This window comes from Vibrio sp. R12-SG2-ISO1, assembly GCF_059834045.1.
This window is the reverse complement of sequence record NZ_JCBDGO010000008.1, coordinates 502,482-519,729: the sequence shown is the minus strand read 5'-3', so window position 1 is coordinate 519,729 and position 17,248 is coordinate 502,482. Positions and strand designations below refer to the sequence as shown.

The window sequence follows — 17,248 nt, the reverse complement described above, 5'->3', positions numbered from 1 at the left end:
CTTAATGTTTATCTGTGATCCACTCGGCGTACAATTGCATCGCCGATAGATTGAATAATTTGAACCAGTACGATGAGCATCACCACTGTCACAGCCATGATGACCACATCGTAGCGGTGGAATCCGTAACGTATCGCGACATCACCCAGACCGCCGCCGCCCACTGTACCCGCCATTGCTGAGTAGCTCACCAATGTCACCAAAGTGATGGTGACGGAGTTGACGATGGTCGGCATCGCTTCAGGAAGCAATACTTTACTGATGATTTGCATTGGCGTCGCACCCATAGATTGCGCAGCCTCGACCAAACCGCTTGGCACTTCCAGTAGTGCGCCTTCAATCAGGCGAGCGACGAATGGAATCGCACCAATCGTGAGCGGCACGATGGCGGCGGTGGTACCGATAAAAGTGCCCACCAACAGTTTCGTCACAGGGATGATGGCAACCATCAACACCAAAAACGGCACGGAGCGACCAATATTGACGATTGCGCCCAACACACCATTGAGTTTGGTGTTTTCTAGTAGGCCGCCTTTTTTGGTCGTGTGTAAGATAACGCCGAGAGGGATACCGACAGCAAAGCCCACGATACCCGCGACGGCGACCATGTAGAGGGTTTCCCACGTCGCGCCAATCAATAGCTTACTGTTAAGCTCGAGCCACTGTGAAATCGTGTTAAAGGACATAGCCAAGCACCTCTACCTTTACATTGTGTTCACGCAGAAATTCGATTGCTGCGTTGTCGTCTTGCTCATTACCAAATAGCTCGGCGACCATCATGCCGAATTTTACGCCACCGGCGTAATCTAAGTCTGAACTCAGAATGCTGACATCGATATTGAATTTACGCGCAATTTGGCTCATCAGCGGTGCATCGACGGTTGCGCCAGTGAATTCAAGGCGTACCAGAGGGTAGCTGCCTTCAACGCGGCTGCTTTGCAAGCGAGCCTCGTAATCTTCTGGGATCGACAAGTCGAGCGTAGAGCGAATAAATTGGTGCGCCAGCTCGGTTTTCGGGTGAGCAAAAATATCACCAACCGTGCCTTTCTCCACCAATTCACCACCACCGATGATCGCCACTTGGTGACAAATGCTTTTGACCACGTCCATCTCGTGAGTGATCAAAAGCATAGTAATGTTCAGCTTGCGGTTGATCTCTTTTAACAGCTCAAGAATCGATTGAGTGGTCGCGGGATCGAGCGCGCTGGTCGCTTCATCACACAGCAGCACTTTAGGGTCTGACGCGAGCGCACGAGCGATCGCAACACGTTGTTTCTGACCACCACTGAGGTTTGACGGGTAGCTCTCATGCTTATCTGCAAGGCCGACCAGTTTCAGTAGTTCGGTTACCTTAGTGGTGATGGCGTTTTTGTCTTTGCCCGCCAGTTCAAGTGGCAGTGCGACATTATCAAACACAGTGCGGGATGAAAGCAGATTAAAGTGCTGGAAAATCATACCGATATTGCGGCGTGCTTGGCTCAGCTGTGATTTAGACAGTGTCGTCAAATCAACACCATCAACCTTGATTGAACCTGAGGTGGGCGCTTCCAACATGTTCACGCAGCGAATCAGTGTACTTTTCCCTGCTCCAGAAGAGCCAATAACACCGAAAATCGTTCCTTGAGGAACCGTAAGGTTAATGTCTTTCAGCGCATGGATTTCCTTGCTGCCCTGATAAAACACCTTGTTGACTTGATTAATTTCAATCATCAGTTAACCCGCTTGCAAATAACTTGGTGAGAAGTCGATTATTTTGAACTACCTCTCATTTGGTAGACGATGCTATGGGTTTGCAGGTTTAGTGTCAATAGATATTTTTACGGCTAGACGTCCAAACGCCTTTTTTAACTCTCTTGTGCGGAGATTGTTTCGTCATGAGATAGATAAGAAAGAAATAACGCGGGCAAATGGCCTTATTCACAGGCGCTAAAGCGATAGCGCTCGCCTTGCTGCAATTCGCTCGTTTTAAGGTATAATTCGAGCCAAACACAGCAGACAGAGACACATATTTTGGCAAAACCAGCAGTCTTTCTAGATAGAGATGGCGTCATCAACGTTGACCACGGTTACGTGCATGATGAGCATGATTTCGAGTTTATCGATGGCGTATTTGAGGCGACGAAGCAACTCAAGCAGATGGGCTACCTATTGGTGCTGGTGACCAATCAGTCGGGTATAGCCCGTGGCAAGTTTAGCGAAGATCGCTTCTTGTCACTGACGCAATGGATGGATTGGAACTTTGTCGATCACGGTGTCGAGTTTGATGGCTTCTATTACTGTCCGCATCACCCTGATTATGGCGACGATCGAGATTGCGAATGTCGTAAGCCAAAGCCGGGGATGTTCCAGTCAGCGCAGCGCTTTCTCGATATCGATATGGCCAAATCGGTCATGGTCGGTGATAAGGCGCAAGATTTGATGGCGGCAGAGGCTGCTGGGGTAGGGCAGAAGATTTTGGTCCGCTCAGGCAAACCGGTGACCGAACAAGGTGAAGCGCTAGCAAGCGTGGTGCTTGATAGTCTTGCCGATGTGCCGCACTATCTAACAAATACCGTTAGCTAACAAAGACCGTTAACCAATAAAACCATTGACGGACAACGAACAGTCAAAGGCACAAACACTCAAGGAGTCGAGTATGAACAAGCATTTAGCCTTGTGGGCAGTCGCGGGATTGATGTTGGGCTGCGCGCAAAGCGAGCAGGCGAGCGCGCCAGTAAAGTTCCATACCTACCAGTGTGATGAGGGCAAGCAGTTTTCAGCCGCTTACCTTTCTGGTGAAGAGGCCGCACTGGTTAAAGTAGAGGGCAAATCGCTGCGTCTAACTCAGCTACCCTCAGGTTCGGGTAGCCGCTACGCGCTAATGGACGATGGCCAAGAAGTGACGCCGGCTGTCAATTTGGCAATTAAAGGCAACGAAGCGCGTTTGAACTATCAAGATCAGCGCTTTACCCAATGTGTCACTGATTAAATCCAAGTTACTGCACCTCAATAGCCAAGGCCTTCGCCTTGGCATGGCTTTTAATGACGTAGGAACATGAGCAAAAAACTCACCATTGTTGATATTGCCAAGCTGTCTGGCGTCGGAAAGTCGACCGTCTCACGTGTGCTGACCAATGACCCGAAAGTCAAACCGGAAACCCGCGCCAAAGTGGAGCGAGTGATTCAGGAGTCGGGTTATGTGCCGTCCAAATCGGCGCAATCGATGCGTGGTGGGCGACAAAAAGTGGTTGGGGTGATTATCTCTCGTCTTGACTCCCCTTCAGAAAACAGGGCGGTGAGCAGTATGCTTGCCGTCTTGTATCAACAAGGCTACGACGTGGTGATCATGGAGAGCCAGTTTGATCGCCGGATGACCAATGAACACTTAGAGGTGTTGAAAAGACGCAATGTGGATGGCGTTATCGTCTTTGGTTTTAGTGATTTGGACGTCGCGCGTCTAGCGCAGTGGCAGGCGCGCTGTGTGGTGATCGCGATGGAGACGGACGCTGTCTCTTCGATCAACTACGACAACCAAGGCGTCATCACGCACGCGCTCAATCACCTCCATCAACGTGCGTGCCGAAATATCGCGTTTATCGGCGTCGATCCCAGTGATAAAACCACAGGTAAACTGCGTTTGGACGCCTACTTGAGCTGGTGTGAGCACAACCAGATCGCTCCTTGCTATCAAACCGGTCAGCTCAGTCATGACAGTGCTTACGCGTTGGTGGATAAGGTGTTGTCAGAGCGCACCGACGCGATTGTGTGTGCCAGTGACACCTTAGCACTTGGCGTCATCAAGCGTTTGCAAGAGCTCGGTCGTGACTCTGTCAACGTGACAGGCGTAGGCGGCAGCGAGCTGCTCTCTTTCCTATTTCCGAATGTCTTTAGTATCGACCCTGGTTACGCTCAAGCGGGTGAAAAAGCGGCTAACGTATTGATCAATAAGATCAATGGTAGTTCTGATCAGGTGCACATCACTCAACAACCCATCCAAATTTAACTATCTGAATCCGTTGGCAATTTCTTATTTAGTGTGATCATTTTCAATTTATGGGACTGTTCCCGTTTTAATGTCATGCGCTTTTTGGGATTATAATGTCGAATTTATGGGAATGTTCCCATTAATATAATAACAATCAAACAGAGTCAGTTTGAATGTCTGCAATCGCAGACTAATATCAATAGAATCCAATGAGGGTGGACATGGAAATGAGTAAGATAGCCAAGCAAGACGTCGAACGTCTGATTGAGCGAGTCGGTGGACGTGACAACATCGCCAGTGTAAGTCACTGTTTGACGCGGCTACGCTTTGTGTTAAACGACACCGGTAAAGCCGATGAAAAAGCCCTTGAAGCGTTGCCAATGGTAAAAGGTTGCTTCACCAATGCCGGGCAGTTTCAGGTGGTGATTGGCACGGAAGTCGATGAAGTCTACAAAGTGTTGATTGAGCTATCCGGTCAATCTGCTGCGTCGAAAGAGGAAGCCAAACTCGCGGCAAGACAGAACATGAACCTTCTTGAGCGTGGTATTTCCCATCTTGCGGAAATCTTTGTTCCGCTGTTGCCTGCGATCATCACCGGTGGTCTGATTTTAGGTTTCCGCAATGTGATTGGCGACATCCGGATGTTTGATGGCCAAACATTAACGCAAATCAGCCAGTTTTGGGCCACGGTGCACAGTTTCCTGTGGTTGATTGGCGAAGCGATTTTCTTCTTCCTACCGGTGGGTGTGTGTTGGTCAACGGTGAAAAAACTGGGTGGTACGCCGATTCTGGGCATCACGCTTGGGGTAACCTTAGTCTCACCTCAGCTCATGAACGCGTATTTGATCGGTAAGCAAGTGCCCGAAGCGTGGGATTTTGGCCTGTTTGTGATTGAAAAGGTCGGGTATCAAGCGCAGGTGATCCCCGCGATGTTGGCTGGGGTCGCCTTGGCGTTGATTGAGACCAACTTAAAGCGCATTGTACCCTCTTACCTCTACCTTGTTGTGGTGCCGTTTGTCTCCATTATTCTCTCTGTCGTGTTGGCGCACTCCCTGATTGGTCCATTTGGCCGCGTGTTGGGTAACGGTGTTGCGTTTGCTGCTAAGGCTGCCATGACCGGCGACTTTGCGGTGATTGGCTCGATGATATTCGGCTTCTTGTACGCGCCTTTGGTGATCACCGGTATCCACCACACCACCAATGCGGTTGACCTGCAACTGATGCAAGAATTAGGTGGCACACCGATTTGGCCGCTGATTGCACTATCGAATATCGCTCAAGCATCAGCGGTAGTGGGCATCATCCTGATCAGCAAAAAACACGGAGAGCGTGACATCTCTGTACCTGCTGCCATTTCTGCTTATCTAGGGGTGACTGAGCCAGCAATGTACGGCATCAACTTAAAGTACAAGTTCCCTATGCTAAGCGCGATGATTGGCAGTGCGGTCGCGGCGGCGATTTGTGGCAGTGCTGGCGTCATGGCGAACGGTATTGGGGTCGGCGGCTTGCCGGGTATTCTCTCTATCCAGCCCCAGTATTGGAGTGTTTACGCGATGGCGATGCTGGTGGCCATAGCTCTGCCTGCCATGCTGACACTCTTCTTCTATAAACGTGCGCAGTCTAAAGGCGAACTTGAGCCTGCGAACGCATAACGCTGACGGAGCGGCCTTGGTCGCTCTCTATTCTCAGCGCCCCTTCTTTGTTACTGAAATTTTAGGCGTGATATGACACGAACAACTCAAGAGGCCAATTGGTGGAAAACTGCCACCATTTATCAAATCTATCCAAAAAGTTTTTGTGATAGCGGGGCGAAAGGCACCGGTGATCTCCAAGGGATCATCGCTAAGCTGGATTACCTCAAACACCTTGGGGTTGACGCCATCTGGTTAACACCGGTTTACCAATCACCTATGGTCGACAATGGTTACGATATTTCTGACTACTACGCGATCAATCCCGAGTTTGGCACCATGGCGGACTTTGATGCGTTGCTCGCCAAGGCCCATCAGCGTGGGATTCGAATCATCATGGATATTGTTGTGAACCACACGTCAACAGAGCATGCGTGGTTTCAATCTGCCCTTGGCGATAAACACAGCCCATATCGAGACTACTATATCTGGAAAGATCCGGTTGACGGACAAGCGCCTAATAACTGGCAATCCAAATTTGGCGGCAGCGCATGGGAGTTAGATAAGCCAACAGGGCAGTATTACCTGCATCTCTTTGCCAAAGAGCAAGCGGATCTCAACTGGGAAAACCCGCAAGTGCGCGCTGAAGTGAAAGAGATCATCAGTTTTTGGGCCAAAAAAGGGGTCGATGGTTTCCGTTTGGATGTGATTAATTTGATTTCCAAGCAGCAAGACTTCCCCAATGATGAGTGTGGCGATGGTCGCCGTTTTTACACCGATGGCCCAAAAGTGCACACTTATCTACAAGAGATCAGCGACGCCGTCTTTCAGCAATATGGCAGTGTGACAGTGGGGGAGATGTCGTCCACTACACTGGAACATTGTCAGCAGTACTCGTCACTCGATGGCCGTGAGTTGTCGATGGTGTTTAATTTCCATCATCTCAAAGTGGACTACCCCAATGGTGAGAAGTGGAGTCATGCACCGTTTGATTTTCTCGCCCTAAAACAAATATTCAACCACTGGCAAACCGGGCTGAATGGCCAAGGGTGGGGCGCGCTCTTTTGGTGTAATCATGATCAGCCGCGTATCGTGAGCCGCTTGGGCGACGATCGCCGCTATCGAGTCGAGTCGGCAAAGATGTTGGCGGCCTCCATCCATATGATGCAGGGCACCCCTTACATATACCAAGGGGAAGAGATTGGCATGACCAATCCCAACTATGACTCGATCTCTCAGTACCGAGATGTGGAGAGCATCAACATGTACGACATCATGGTCAACCAACAAGGACTGAGCGAGCAAGCCATGTTAGCCATCTTGGCGCAAAAATCGCGTGACAACTCTCGCACGCCAATGCAATGGAATGGTGAGCGTAATGCAGGATTTTCCAAGGGCCAGCCTTGGCTCGATATCGCCAGCAACTACCAAGAAATTAACGCCGAGCAAGCTGTCGCCGACCAAAACTCTGTGTTCTACTTCTATCAACGCTTGATTCAACTGCGTAAAGCGATCGCGGTGATCACCGACGGGGATTACCTTGACCTCTATCCTACCCACACTTCCGTGTTTGGTTATCAACGCCGTAATGGCAATCAAACGCTGATCTGTCTGAGCAACTACTATGGTGAAGAAACGCAGTGCGAGTTACCCGATGCATTCGAGCTCGACAAGGCGCGTTATCTTCTTGGCAATTATGCCGATCATTCAGCCGATTGCTCAGAGCCAGTCACTCGTCATCAGGTATTAAGGCCATACGAAACGCGGATTATTCTCAGCGAAGTGTAGAACGAGAGATAACCCAAACCGAGCGTTACCCCCGCTTTTTGCCCTGCTTGTCAGGGCATTTTTCTATCGGCTAAATGCGAAGTGAGAAAAAAGCAGCGGTGTTTGGAAAGGAACGCGACAGTATAGAAACGAAGAAGTATAGAAACGAAGAAGTATAGGAACGAAGAAGTATAGGAGCGCAGAAGTATAGATGCAAAAAAGCCAGCTCAATGAGCTGGCTTTCGTCAATATGGTGGAGGGGGACGGATTCGAACCATCGAAGGCAGTGCCGGCAGATTTACAGTCTGCTCCCTTTGGCCACTCGGGAACCCCTCCAGGGGTTTTTTATCCTTAACTGATGATTTCCCAACTCATCAATCAAGCGTGCTCGTTAGAGCGAATATGGTGGAGGGGGACGGATTCGAACCATCGAAGGCAGTGCCGGCAGATTTACAGTCTGCTCCCTTTGGCCACTCGGGAACCCCTCCAGGGTGTTTTTATCCTTAACCGATGATTTCCCAACTCATCAATCAAGCGTGCTCGTTAGAGCGAGTATGGTGGAGGGGGACGGATTCGAACCATCGAAGGCAGTGCCGGCAGATTTACAGTCTGCTCCCTTTGGCCACTCGGGAACCCCTCCAGGGTATTTTTATCCTTAACTGATGATTTCCCAACTCATCAATCAAGCGTGCTCGTTAGAGCGAATATGGTGGAGGGGGACGGATTCGAACCATCGAAGGCAGTGCCGGCAGATTTACAGTCTGCTCCCTTTGGCCACTCGGGAACCCCTCCAGGAATTTTTATACTTAACGGATGATTTCCCAACCCATCAATCAAGTGCGGAGCGAATCATAGCAAACTCGCCCAAGCTGTAAAGCCTTTTCTTAGCATTTTGAACTGAATGGTGCCTTTTTGGGCAAAGACGGGATTTATTCACCATAAAGGACACAAAAGTCGCGCTTCTCTTACTGTTTATTTCTCACTCTTTACATTACTTGACGTTGTATCTACGTATAAAGCGCTAGAATAAGTTGGGTTTAATTGGACTGAACTATCATCATGAAAAAGAAAATTTTTGTAAGTCTGTTGTCATTATCGATGTTGGCCAACACATCCGTCGCGTTCGCGCGTGGTCCGAGTATCAGTGTGATCACTGAGCCTGTGGATATCCATCAAGTATCGCAATCGCTATCTTTGGTCGGCAAACTGAAAGCGGATCAATCGGTCACTATCGCATCAGAAGTGGCCGGTAAAGTGGACACCATTGCGGTGCTGGCGAATCAAGAAGTTCAGCAAGGGCAACTGCTTGTTAAGCTTGATGACGATAAAGCACGCGCAGCGGTGGTGGAAGCGCAGGCTTACCTCAAAGATGAGCAGCGTAAACTCAAAGAATTTGAGCGTTTGGTGTCACGTAACGCCATTACGCAAACCGAAATCGACGCGCAAAAAGCGAGCGTCGATATTGCCAAAGCGCGCCTCGACGCCGCCAATGCCAATCTGAATGACCTCCATATTAGTGCCCCTTTTTCCGGTACGGTTGGCTTTATTGATTTCAGTCGCGGCAAATTGGTCAGCGTTGGCTCAGAGCTGCTGACGCTCGACGACCTCACCGTGATGCAGTTAGACCTTCAAGTGCCAGAGCGCTATTTATCGCAGATTTCACGAGGTATGAAGGTCAAAGCGACCAACGCGGCATGGCAAGGTCGCGTGTTTGAAGGCGAGGTGATCGGCATCGATTCACGCATCAATGCGGAAACCTTGAACCTGCGTGTACGTATTCACTTTGATAACCCAGACAACCTGCTCAAACCCGGCATGCTGGTGTCCGCAGAGATGGACTTTCCAGCGATCGAAGCGCCCATTATTCCAGTACAAGCGCTTGAATATTCGGGCACGAAGCGTTTTGTCTACGTCATCGATGAGCAGGGTAAAGCCACTCGAACCGAAGTTTTACTCGGCGCGCGCATCGGCAACCAAGTGGTGATTGAGCAAGGACTCGATATCGGTGAGAAGATCGTAGTGCAGGGCATTGTTAATATGCGTGATGGCGTGACTGTGAGTGAGCTTGGGCCAGATGGTAAGCCGCTCAAAAGTCAGGTTGAGCGTGCAGCACAAGAAGGGGCGAACTGATGCTGTTATCCGATGTTTCGGTTAAAAGACCGGTTGCCGCCATCGTACTGAGCTTGCTGCTGTGTGTGTTTGGCATTGTGTCGTTTAGCAAACTGGCGGTGCGTGAAATGCCTGACATCGAAAACCCTGTGGTGTCGATCAGCACACGCTACAGTGGCGCGTCCGCCACCATTATTGAAAGCCAGATTACCTCAGTGTTGGAAGATCAGCTCTCGGGTATTAGCGGTATTGATGAGATCTCCTCGACCACACGCAACGGGATGTCGCGCATTACTATCACGTTCGAGTTGGGGTATGACCTCAACACCGGGGTGAGCGATGTGCGTGATGCGGTGGCGCGCGCCCAGCGCTCTTTGCCGGACGAAGCCGACGACCCTGTGGTGTTTAAGAACAATGGTTCCGGTGAGGCGTCACTTTACATCAACCTAAGCTCGTCCGAGATGGATCGCACCCAGTTGACGGACTACGTTGAGCGGGTATTACTCGATCGTTTCAGCTTGATCACAGGGGTGAGCTCGGTCGATATTTCCGGCGGCTTGTACAAAGTGATGTACGTTAAGCTCAAGCCTGAGCTTATGGCCGGACGCGGCGTAACGACGTCGGACATTACCTCAGCGCTGCGCAGTGAAAACATTGAAAGCCCCGGCGGCGAGGTACGTAACGATCAGATCGTCATGTCAGTTCGTACCGCGCGCAGCTACAATCAGGCCGAGGATTTTGAATACCTGGTGGTCAAACGCGCCAGCGACAATACGCCCATCTATCTAAAAGATGTCGCCGATGTCTTTATTGGTGCCGAGAATGAAAACTCGACCTTTAAAAGCGACGGTGTGGTTAACGTCAGCATGGGCATTGTGCCGCAGTCGGATGCGAACCCCTTAGATGTGGCGACTTTGGTCCACAAAGAGGTCGACAATATTCAGCAGTTTCTACCTGCTGGCACCCGTTTGGCGATTGACTACGATTCAACGGTCTTTATTGAACGTTCTATCTCCGAGGTTTACAACACGCTATTTATCACGGGCGGCTTGGTGATCTTGGTGTTGTACATCTTTATCGGCCAAGCGAGAGCGACCTTGATCCCGGCCGTCACTGTGCCCGTTTCACTGATTTCTTCGTTTATCGCTGCGTACTATTTTGGTTTTTCCATCAACTTGATCACTCTGATGGCGCTGATTTTGTCGATTGGCCTGGTGGTGGATGATGCCATAGTAGTGGTGGAAAACATCTTCCACCATATCGAGCAAGGTGAGAAGCCACTGCTTGCGGCGTATAAAGGCACACGTGAGGTGGGCTTTGCGGTCATTGCCACCACCTTGGTATTGGTGATGGTGTTTTTGCCGATCTCCTTTATGGATGGCATGGTTGGGCTGCTGTTTACTGAATTCTCCGTGTTGCTGGCGATGTCAGTGATCTTCTCGTCACTGGTGGCATTAACGCTGACTCCGGTGCTTGGTAGTCATTTATTGAAAGCCAACGTCAAACCGAATCGTTTCAATCTGTTTGTTGATCGCATGTTTGCCCGCCTCGAATCGACGTACCGTGCTCTGCTGCGTGGCGCATTGAAGTGGAAATGGGCCGCACCTCTGGTGATCATGGCTTGTATCGGCGGCAGTTGGGGCTTGATGCAACAAGTGCCCGCACAGCTCACCCCTTCAGAAGACCGCGGAGTTATTTTTGCTTTTGCGCGTGGCGCGGATGCGACCAGCTACAACCGCATGGCGGCGAACATGGACATCATCGAAAAGCGTTTGATTCCTCTGCTTGGCCAAGGTTTCTTGAAGTCGTTCAGTATTCAATCGCCAGCGTTTGGCGGCAATGCCGGTGACCAAACCGGTTTTGTTATCATGATTCTGGAAGATTGGAATGACCGTGACATCACCGCACAAGAGGCGCTGGGTGAGGTGCGTAAAGCCCTATCAGGAATCGCCGATGTGCGCGTATTCCCGTTTATGCCAGGCTTTAGAGGCGGTTCTAGCGAGCCGGTGCAATTTGTTCTAGGTGGCTCGGATTACTCTGAGCTAAAAACGTGGGCGGAAAAACTGGAAGCGATCGCCGAAGCGTCCCCGTATATGGAAGGGGCAGACATTAACTACTCTGAGCGTACACCAGAGTTGGTAGTCTCGGTTGACCGTCAACGCGCAGCAGAGCTTGGGATCAGCGTTCAGGATATCTCAGACACTCTTGAGATTATGCTGGGCGGCAAAAGCGAAACCACCTTTGTGGAACGCGGCGAAGAGTACGACGTCTATTTACGCGGTGATGAAAACAGCTTCAACAATGCCGCGGATTTGAGCCAAATCTACATGCGTACCTCGGGCGGTGAGCTAGTGACGCTCGATGCCTTGACTAAGATTGAAGAGGTGGCGTCATCCACACGCCTGTCTCACTACAACAAGCAAAAAGCAATCACCATCACTGCCAACCTCTCGGACGGCTACACCTTAGGTGAGGCGCTGGACTTTCTTGATCAGCAAGCGGTAGAGCTGCTGCCTGGGGATATTTCGGTCAGCTACTCGGGTGAGTCAAAAGACTACAAAGAGAATCAGTCGAGCATATTGATGGTGTTCGGTTTGGCTTTGCTGGTGGCGTATCTGGTGTTGGCGGCGCAGTTTGAAAGCTTCATCAACCCGTTGGTGGTGATGTTTACCGTACCGATGGGCGTGTTTGGTGGCTTCCTTGGTCTGGTGATTATGGGCGAGGGGATGAACATCTACAGCCAGATTGGCATGATCATGTTGATAGGTATGGTGACCAAAAACGGCATTTTGATCGTCGAGTTCGCGAACCAGCTTCGAGACCGCGGGTTTGAATTTGAGCAAGCGATTGTTGATGCGGCGGCGCGTCGACTTCGCCCGATTATGATGACGGCGTTCACCACGCTAGCGGGCGCTATCCCATTGATACTCTCGACAGGCGCTGGCTATGAAAGTCGCGTTGCGGTCGGTACGGTGATCTTCTTTGGTATGGCGTTTGCCACCTTAGTGACCTTGTTTGTCATTCCGGCCATGTACCGATTGATCTCGGCCAACACGCGATCACCGGGCCATGTTGAAGCGGAGCTCAACAAAGAGCTCAGCCAAGACGTCACGGTGCGTAAAGCGCATTAATGATTCAGCCCGCACGTTCGCGGGCTGTTTTTTATCGGTATTGAACGGTGTAGCGCGTCGGTTTGTGGTTCATGGCGAGCACGAGGTTGAGCAAAAAAGCGCCCAGAATCGACAAGCCAATGATGTAAGGCGTCACAAAGAAGAACGACGCGACTAAAATCAGCACATCAATCGCCAACTGAGTTTTACCCACTGAGATGGCGAAACGATCTTGAATCCATAAACAGAGCACGTTGAAACCGCCAAGGCTTGAGCGGTGACGAAATAGGATCAGCATCCCGAGCCCCATCAGCAAGCCACCTGCCAGCGCACAGTAAATCTCATTAATGGTCTCCAGTTTTATCACTAAATAGAGGTGGTCAGCGAAAATGGAGACCAGAGCACCTGAAATGGCACTATTGACCGCAAACCGAGCGCCAAACCGCTGCCAAGCGAGCGCGTAAAATGGCAGGTTCATGGCAAAGTAGAGTGTACCGAATGACCAAGTGCTGAATTGGCTGACCAACAGAGCGAGACCTGTTGTACCGCCAGTGAGTAGCTGAGCGGATTGGAGAAAGAATACCCCTTGAGCGACGAGAAATGTCCCGGTGAGAATCGCGATCCAATCTTCTTTACGTGAGTGTTTTTCCATCAATTTGAAACTTTCATCGGAAATAATGGCGCGCATACTAGTGAAAAAATTAGGTTTTCGGTAGCTTGAGAAGGAAATTTAAGGTAAACCTATGTAATCACTGTTTTACGGGGTGTAAAGGAGAAAATTGACACTCATTGATCGACGTTAACTGGGTTGAGCATCGGTGGCTGAGATCTCTGTTTATTGTGCAAGCAGAGCTGGATTCAGACAAAGTGATTGATTGACGTTATGTCGCGTATGAGAATCTTCGTAAAACATTATGAAAAAACTGCATGAGAAAAAGTGTATTTTTCTCTTTATGACCCAGATCAAATTATGTAGAATGCGCGTCATTAACCCGATGCAAACGTTTGCGTCAGCGTAAAAACGTTATTCTCAGGGTCGTAAGTCGGTTTTTTTTGCCAATTTAAGTCTTAATCTGAGTCAGGAGATACAGATGCTAAAGCGTGATATGAACATCGCAGATTACGATGCGGAACTGTTCGCAGCTATCCAAGAAGAAACTCTTCGCCAGGAAGAGCACATTGAACTGATTGCTTCAGAAAACTACACCAGCCCACGTGTAATGGAAGCTCAGGGCTCTCAGCTCACCAATAAATATGCAGAAGGCTACCCAGGCAAGCGTTACTACGGTGGTTGTGAGTACGTCGATAAAGCAGAAGCGCTAGCGATTGATCGTGCTTGTCAGCTATTTGGTTGTGAGTACGCGAACGTACAGCCTCACTCAGGTTCACAAGCCAACAGTGCTGTTTACATGGCGCTGCTTAACCCAGGCGATACGGTCTTGGGCATGAGCTTGGCACACGGTGGTCACCTAACGCACGGTTCTCCTGTTAACTTCTCGGGTAAACACTACAACGTCATTCCTTACGGCATTGATGAAGCGGGCCAAATCAACTACGACGAAATGGAAGCGCTAGCACTTGAGCACAAGCCCAAGATGATCATTGGCGGTTTCTCTGCGTACTCTCAAATCGTTGATTGGAAACGCATGCGTGACATCGCAGACAAAGTGGACGCGTACCTATTTGTCGACATGGCGCACGTAGCGGGTCTGATTGCCGCGGGCGAATACCCAACGCCAGTGCCTCACGCGCACGTTGTGACGACCACGACACACAAAACCCTAGCGGGTCCACGCGGTGGCCTTATCCTCTCTAACGCTGGCGAGGAGATGTACAAGAAGCTGAATTCAGCGGTCTTCCCTGGTGGTCAAGGTGGTCCTCTAATGCACGTTATCGCGGGTAAAGCGGTGGCGTTTAAAGAAGCGATGGAGCCTGAATTTAAAGCGTACCAAGGTCGCGTGGTGAAAAATGCCAAAGCGATGGTGGCTCAGTTCCAAGAGCGTGGTTACAAAATCGTGTCTAACGGTACAGAGAACCACCTGTTCTTGGTCGACTTGATTGACAAAGACATCACAGGTAAAGATGCGGATGCGGCACTAGGCGCAGCCAACATCACCGTCAACAAAAACTCAGTTCCGAATGACCCTCGCAGCCCGTTTGTGACCTCGGGTATTCGTGTGGGTACACCAGCGATCACTCGCCGCGGTTTCAGTGAAGAAGATGCGAAAGCGCTCGCGAACTGGATGTGTGACGTACTGGATAACATCGGTAACGAAGAAGTGATTGAAGCGACGAAAGCGAAGGTGCTAGAGATCTGTAAGCGTCTACCTGTTTACGCGTAATCTCACCGTTCGATATCGAGCCTGTTTTGCAGAGCGACGGCTCAGCGAAACAAAGAAAAACGCCCTTTATGTGAATACATAAAGGGCGTTTTTGCGTTTAGGGATTATTTAGAGATGCTGAGCAGGGTGCCAGATTTACACTTGAAGGAGTAATACTTGCTGCTTTCGCTGAACTTGCCGAGCCCTTCACCGTCGCAGTAATCAATGTTGATGTCGCGCATGGTTTCCAGCGTGTTCTCGCTGTCTAGCGCAAATTTAGACCCGTCGGAACAAATAATACGTACACGGCCGTCATCGCTGACTGAATAGAGATCGACTTCGGTATTGCACAGCTCAAAGGAGGCTTCACGAAAGTTGTCTTGTTTGGTATTGGAGGCGCAGCCAGAGGTGATTGTGACAACGGCAATCGCGGCCATGCTAAGTGCAGTCAGTTTCATCGTATTCCCTTTGATTCATAATCTTTTCATTAGCTTAGAGAATCTCTCTAAGGCATTCAAGCTTTGGGGTGATTATTTGAGGCAATAAGTTGGGCCAATAAAAAGGCTGACCTTTCGGCCAGCCTAGATAAATTCGATGGGTTTTACGCTTTGTTAGCTGACTTCAATGCCTTGCGCTTGAAGGTCGGCATGGTAGGAAGAGCGAACAAAAGGACCACACGCTGCGTGAGTAAAGCCAAGCTCTAGAGCAATCTCTTTCAACTCATCAAACTCTGATGGCGGCACGTAACGTTCCACTGGTAAGTGGTGGCGGCTTGGCGCAAGGTACTGACCTAGCGTGAGCATGGTCACGCCGTGCGCACGCAAATCTTTAAGTACTTCGACGATCTCTTCTTTGGTTTCACCCAGCCCCATCATCAAGCCTGACTTAGTCGGGACATCTGGATGCTGCTCTTTAAACTTACGTAGCAGTTCAAGTGACCATTTGTAATTCGCACCCGGGCGCGCTTTACGGTACAGACGTGGCGCGGTTTCAAGGTTATGGTTGAAAACATCGGGTGGATTGTCTTTGAGCAGATCCAGCGCGACATCCATGCGGCCACGGAAATCCGGCACTAAGGTTTCAATACGAATGTGCGGATTGAGTGCGCGAATCTCGCGGTTACAATCGGCAAAGTGCTGAGCACCACCATCACGCAGATCATCGCGATCCACCGAGGTGATTACCACGTATTTGAGTTTCATGTCGGCGATGGTTTTCGCCAATTTTTTCGGTTCTTCGGCTTCTGGCGCAAGAGGGCGGCCATGGGCCACATCGCAGAATGGACAGCGGCGAGTACAAATCGCGCCAAGAATCATAAAGGTGGCGGTGCCGTGGTTAAAACACTCGGCTAGGTTTGGACACGAGGCTTCTTCACAAACGGAGTGCAGGTTGTTTTTGCGCATCGCTGACTTGATGTCTTGAATTCGTTGACTGTCTGAAGGCAGCTTGATCTTCATCCACTCAGGCTTACGCAGGACTTCCTTCTGCTCAGTCGGCATGTTCTTGACGGGGATTAGGGCCATTTTGTCAGCGTCGCGATACTTAACGCCTTTTTCCATTTGAATCGGTTTACTCATGCTTCTCTTTACTTCTCTTTACTTTTTATGGCGTTACTCGTGTGGTGCTAAATTCAACTTGATCATAACCAAGTAAAGTAACGAGCTCTTTTATCAGCGACTCTTCAACGTCAGGGAGAGAGGCCGCTGTGTTTAGCTGACGAACCTGCACCATTTCCATTCCGGCATAGCCACAGGGGTTAATGCGCAGGAAAGGCGACAAATCCATATCGACATTGAGCGCTAGGCCATGAAACGAGCAGCCTTTGCGGATTCGCAGTCCCAACGAACAGATTTTACGTCCGTCGACATACACGCCAGGTGCATCAGGGCGCGCGTTGGATTCAATGTTGTACGCTTTGAGCGTTTGGATAACGAGGTTTTCGATATGTGTGACCAAATCACGCACGCCGAGTTTTTTGCGCCGTAGGTTAATCAGAAAATACGCCACTAACTGACCAGGGCCATGGTAGGTCACTTGCCCGCCACGATCGCTGTGCACCACAGGAATATCACCGGTACTGAGCAAGTGCTCTGCTTTTCCCGCTTGTCCTTGAGTAAACACAGGATTGTGTTCAACCAGCCACACTTCATCTTGGGTGTCGTCATTTCGGCTGTCAGTGAAGTCATGCATTGCGCGCCAAATCGGCTCGTAATCTTGTCTTCCTAGTCGTCTGACCACCAACTGGTTGTGCATAGCTGTGCCCGTTATCCATTAATAAAGTCGAAAGATTATAAACTGCTTCTGCTAAAGGCACTACAACCTAGCCACACATTTTTAACCTATCAG

General features: G+C 50.0%; 14 protein-coding genes and 4 tRNA genes. 8 read left to right on the top strand and 10 right to left on the bottom strand.

Translation table 11 applies throughout. From position 1 onward, the window contains the following. Positions 1-8 precede the first annotated feature (8 nt). Positions 9-686 carry a methionine ABC transporter permease gene (locus tag AC6R10_RS07780; RefSeq protein WP_334554517.1) on the bottom strand — a complete coding sequence of 226 codons (678 nt, stop codon included), beginning with the start codon at positions 684-686 and terminating at the stop codon, positions 9-11. Continuing rightward, positions 676-1,710: a methionine ABC transporter ATP-binding protein MetN gene (gene metN, locus AC6R10_RS07775; RefSeq protein ID WP_334554519.1), complete on the bottom strand. Its 1,035-nt coding sequence runs from the start codon at positions 1,708-1,710 to the stop codon at positions 676-678. Before metN ends, AC6R10_RS07780 begins: the two co-directional genes overlap by 11 nt. Positions 1,711-2,010: 300 nt before the next feature. Between metN and gmhB the strand changes: the two genes are divergently transcribed. The 5 genes from gmhB (at position 2,011) to treC (ending at position 7,383) form a co-directional block, all read left to right on the top strand. Then, complete coding sequence (gmhB, locus tag AC6R10_RS07770) at positions 2,011-2,562, top strand: D-glycero-beta-D-manno-heptose 1,7-bisphosphate 7-phosphatase (RefSeq protein WP_487901255.1); 552 nt, start codon at positions 2,011-2,013, stop codon at positions 2,560-2,562. 73 nt (positions 2,563-2,635) lie between these two features. Next, the gene (locus AC6R10_RS07765) at positions 2,636-2,968 is read left to right on the top strand and encodes an MliC family protein (protein WP_334554523.1); all 333 of its coding nucleotides are present in this window, start codon (positions 2,636-2,638) and stop codon (positions 2,966-2,968) included. 66 nt (positions 2,969-3,034) lie between these two features. Continuing rightward, on the top strand, positions 3,035-3,982 hold the full coding sequence (treR, locus tag AC6R10_RS07760; RefSeq protein ID WP_500671917.1) for a trehalose operon repressor TreR: 948 nt from the start codon (positions 3,035-3,037) through the stop codon (positions 3,980-3,982). A gap of 209 nt (positions 3,983-4,191) precedes the next feature. Next, entirely contained in the window at positions 4,192-5,616 is a 1,425-nt protein-coding gene (gene treB, locus AC6R10_RS07755; RefSeq protein WP_334554527.1) for a PTS trehalose transporter subunit IIBC, read from the top strand. Between the two features lie 72 nt (positions 5,617-5,688). Beyond that, positions 5,689-7,383, top strand: a complete 1,695-nt coding sequence (gene treC / locus AC6R10_RS07750) for an alpha,alpha-phosphotrehalase (RefSeq protein ID WP_500671916.1) — start codon at positions 5,689-5,691, stop codon at positions 7,381-7,383. Positions 7,384-7,613: 230 nt separating this feature from the next. Here the strand turns inward: treC and AC6R10_RS07745 are convergent. From AC6R10_RS07745 to AC6R10_RS07730, 4 genes are all read right to left on the bottom strand, one after another. Beyond that, positions 7,614-7,698 (bottom strand) — tRNA-Tyr (locus AC6R10_RS07745). Positions 7,699-7,765: 67 nt separating this feature from the next. Further along, positions 7,766-7,850, bottom strand: a tRNA-Tyr gene (locus tag AC6R10_RS07740). 67 nt (positions 7,851-7,917) lie between these two features. Then, positions 7,918-8,002: transfer RNA gene (locus tag AC6R10_RS07735), tRNA-Tyr, on the bottom strand. A 67-nt stretch (positions 8,003-8,069) separates the two neighbouring features. After that, positions 8,070-8,154 (bottom strand) — tRNA-Tyr (locus tag AC6R10_RS07730). A 267-nt stretch (positions 8,155-8,421) separates the two neighbouring features. Here AC6R10_RS07730 and AC6R10_RS07725 point away from each other — a divergent pair. After that, positions 8,422-9,492, top strand: a complete 1,071-nt coding sequence (locus AC6R10_RS07725) for an efflux RND transporter periplasmic adaptor subunit (RefSeq protein WP_500671915.1) — start codon at positions 8,422-8,424, stop codon at positions 9,490-9,492. After that, positions 9,492-12,602: a vibriobactin export RND transporter permease subunit VexH gene (vexH, locus tag AC6R10_RS07720; protein WP_500626575.1), complete on the top strand. Its 3,111-nt coding sequence runs from the start codon at positions 9,492-9,494 to the stop codon at positions 12,600-12,602. Before AC6R10_RS07725 ends, vexH begins: the two co-directional genes overlap by 1 nt. A gap of 31 nt (positions 12,603-12,633) precedes the next feature. Here vexH and AC6R10_RS07715 read toward each other — a convergent pair whose 3' ends face one another. Further along, complete coding sequence (locus AC6R10_RS07715) at positions 12,634-13,233, bottom strand: DUF6198 family protein (RefSeq protein WP_487903187.1); 600 nt, start codon at positions 13,231-13,233, stop codon at positions 12,634-12,636. Positions 13,234-13,672: 439 nt separating this feature from the next. Here AC6R10_RS07715 and glyA point away from each other — a divergent pair, with 439 nt between their 5' ends. After that, positions 13,673-14,923 carry a serine hydroxymethyltransferase gene (glyA, locus tag AC6R10_RS07710; RefSeq protein WP_487903188.1) on the top strand — a complete coding sequence of 417 codons (1,251 nt, stop codon included), beginning with the start codon at positions 13,673-13,675 and terminating at the stop codon, positions 14,921-14,923. 104 nt (positions 14,924-15,027) lie between these two features. Here glyA and AC6R10_RS07705 read toward each other — a convergent pair whose 3' ends face one another. From AC6R10_RS07705 to lipB, 3 genes are all read right to left on the bottom strand, one after another. Beyond that, positions 15,028-15,339 (bottom strand): hypothetical protein, encoded by a 312-nt coding sequence (locus AC6R10_RS07705; protein ID WP_487903210.1) that lies wholly within the window; start codon positions 15,337-15,339, stop codon positions 15,028-15,030. 174 nt (positions 15,340-15,513) lie between these two features. Next, positions 15,514-16,479, bottom strand: a complete 966-nt coding sequence (gene lipA / locus AC6R10_RS07700; RefSeq protein ID WP_334555136.1) for a lipoyl synthase — start codon at positions 16,477-16,479, stop codon at positions 15,514-15,516. 25 nt (positions 16,480-16,504) lie between these two features. Next, positions 16,505-17,155: a lipoyl(octanoyl) transferase LipB gene (gene lipB / locus AC6R10_RS07695; protein ID WP_500671914.1), complete on the bottom strand. Its 651-nt coding sequence runs from the start codon at positions 17,153-17,155 to the stop codon at positions 16,505-16,507. Positions 17,156-17,248 lie beyond the last annotated feature (93 nt).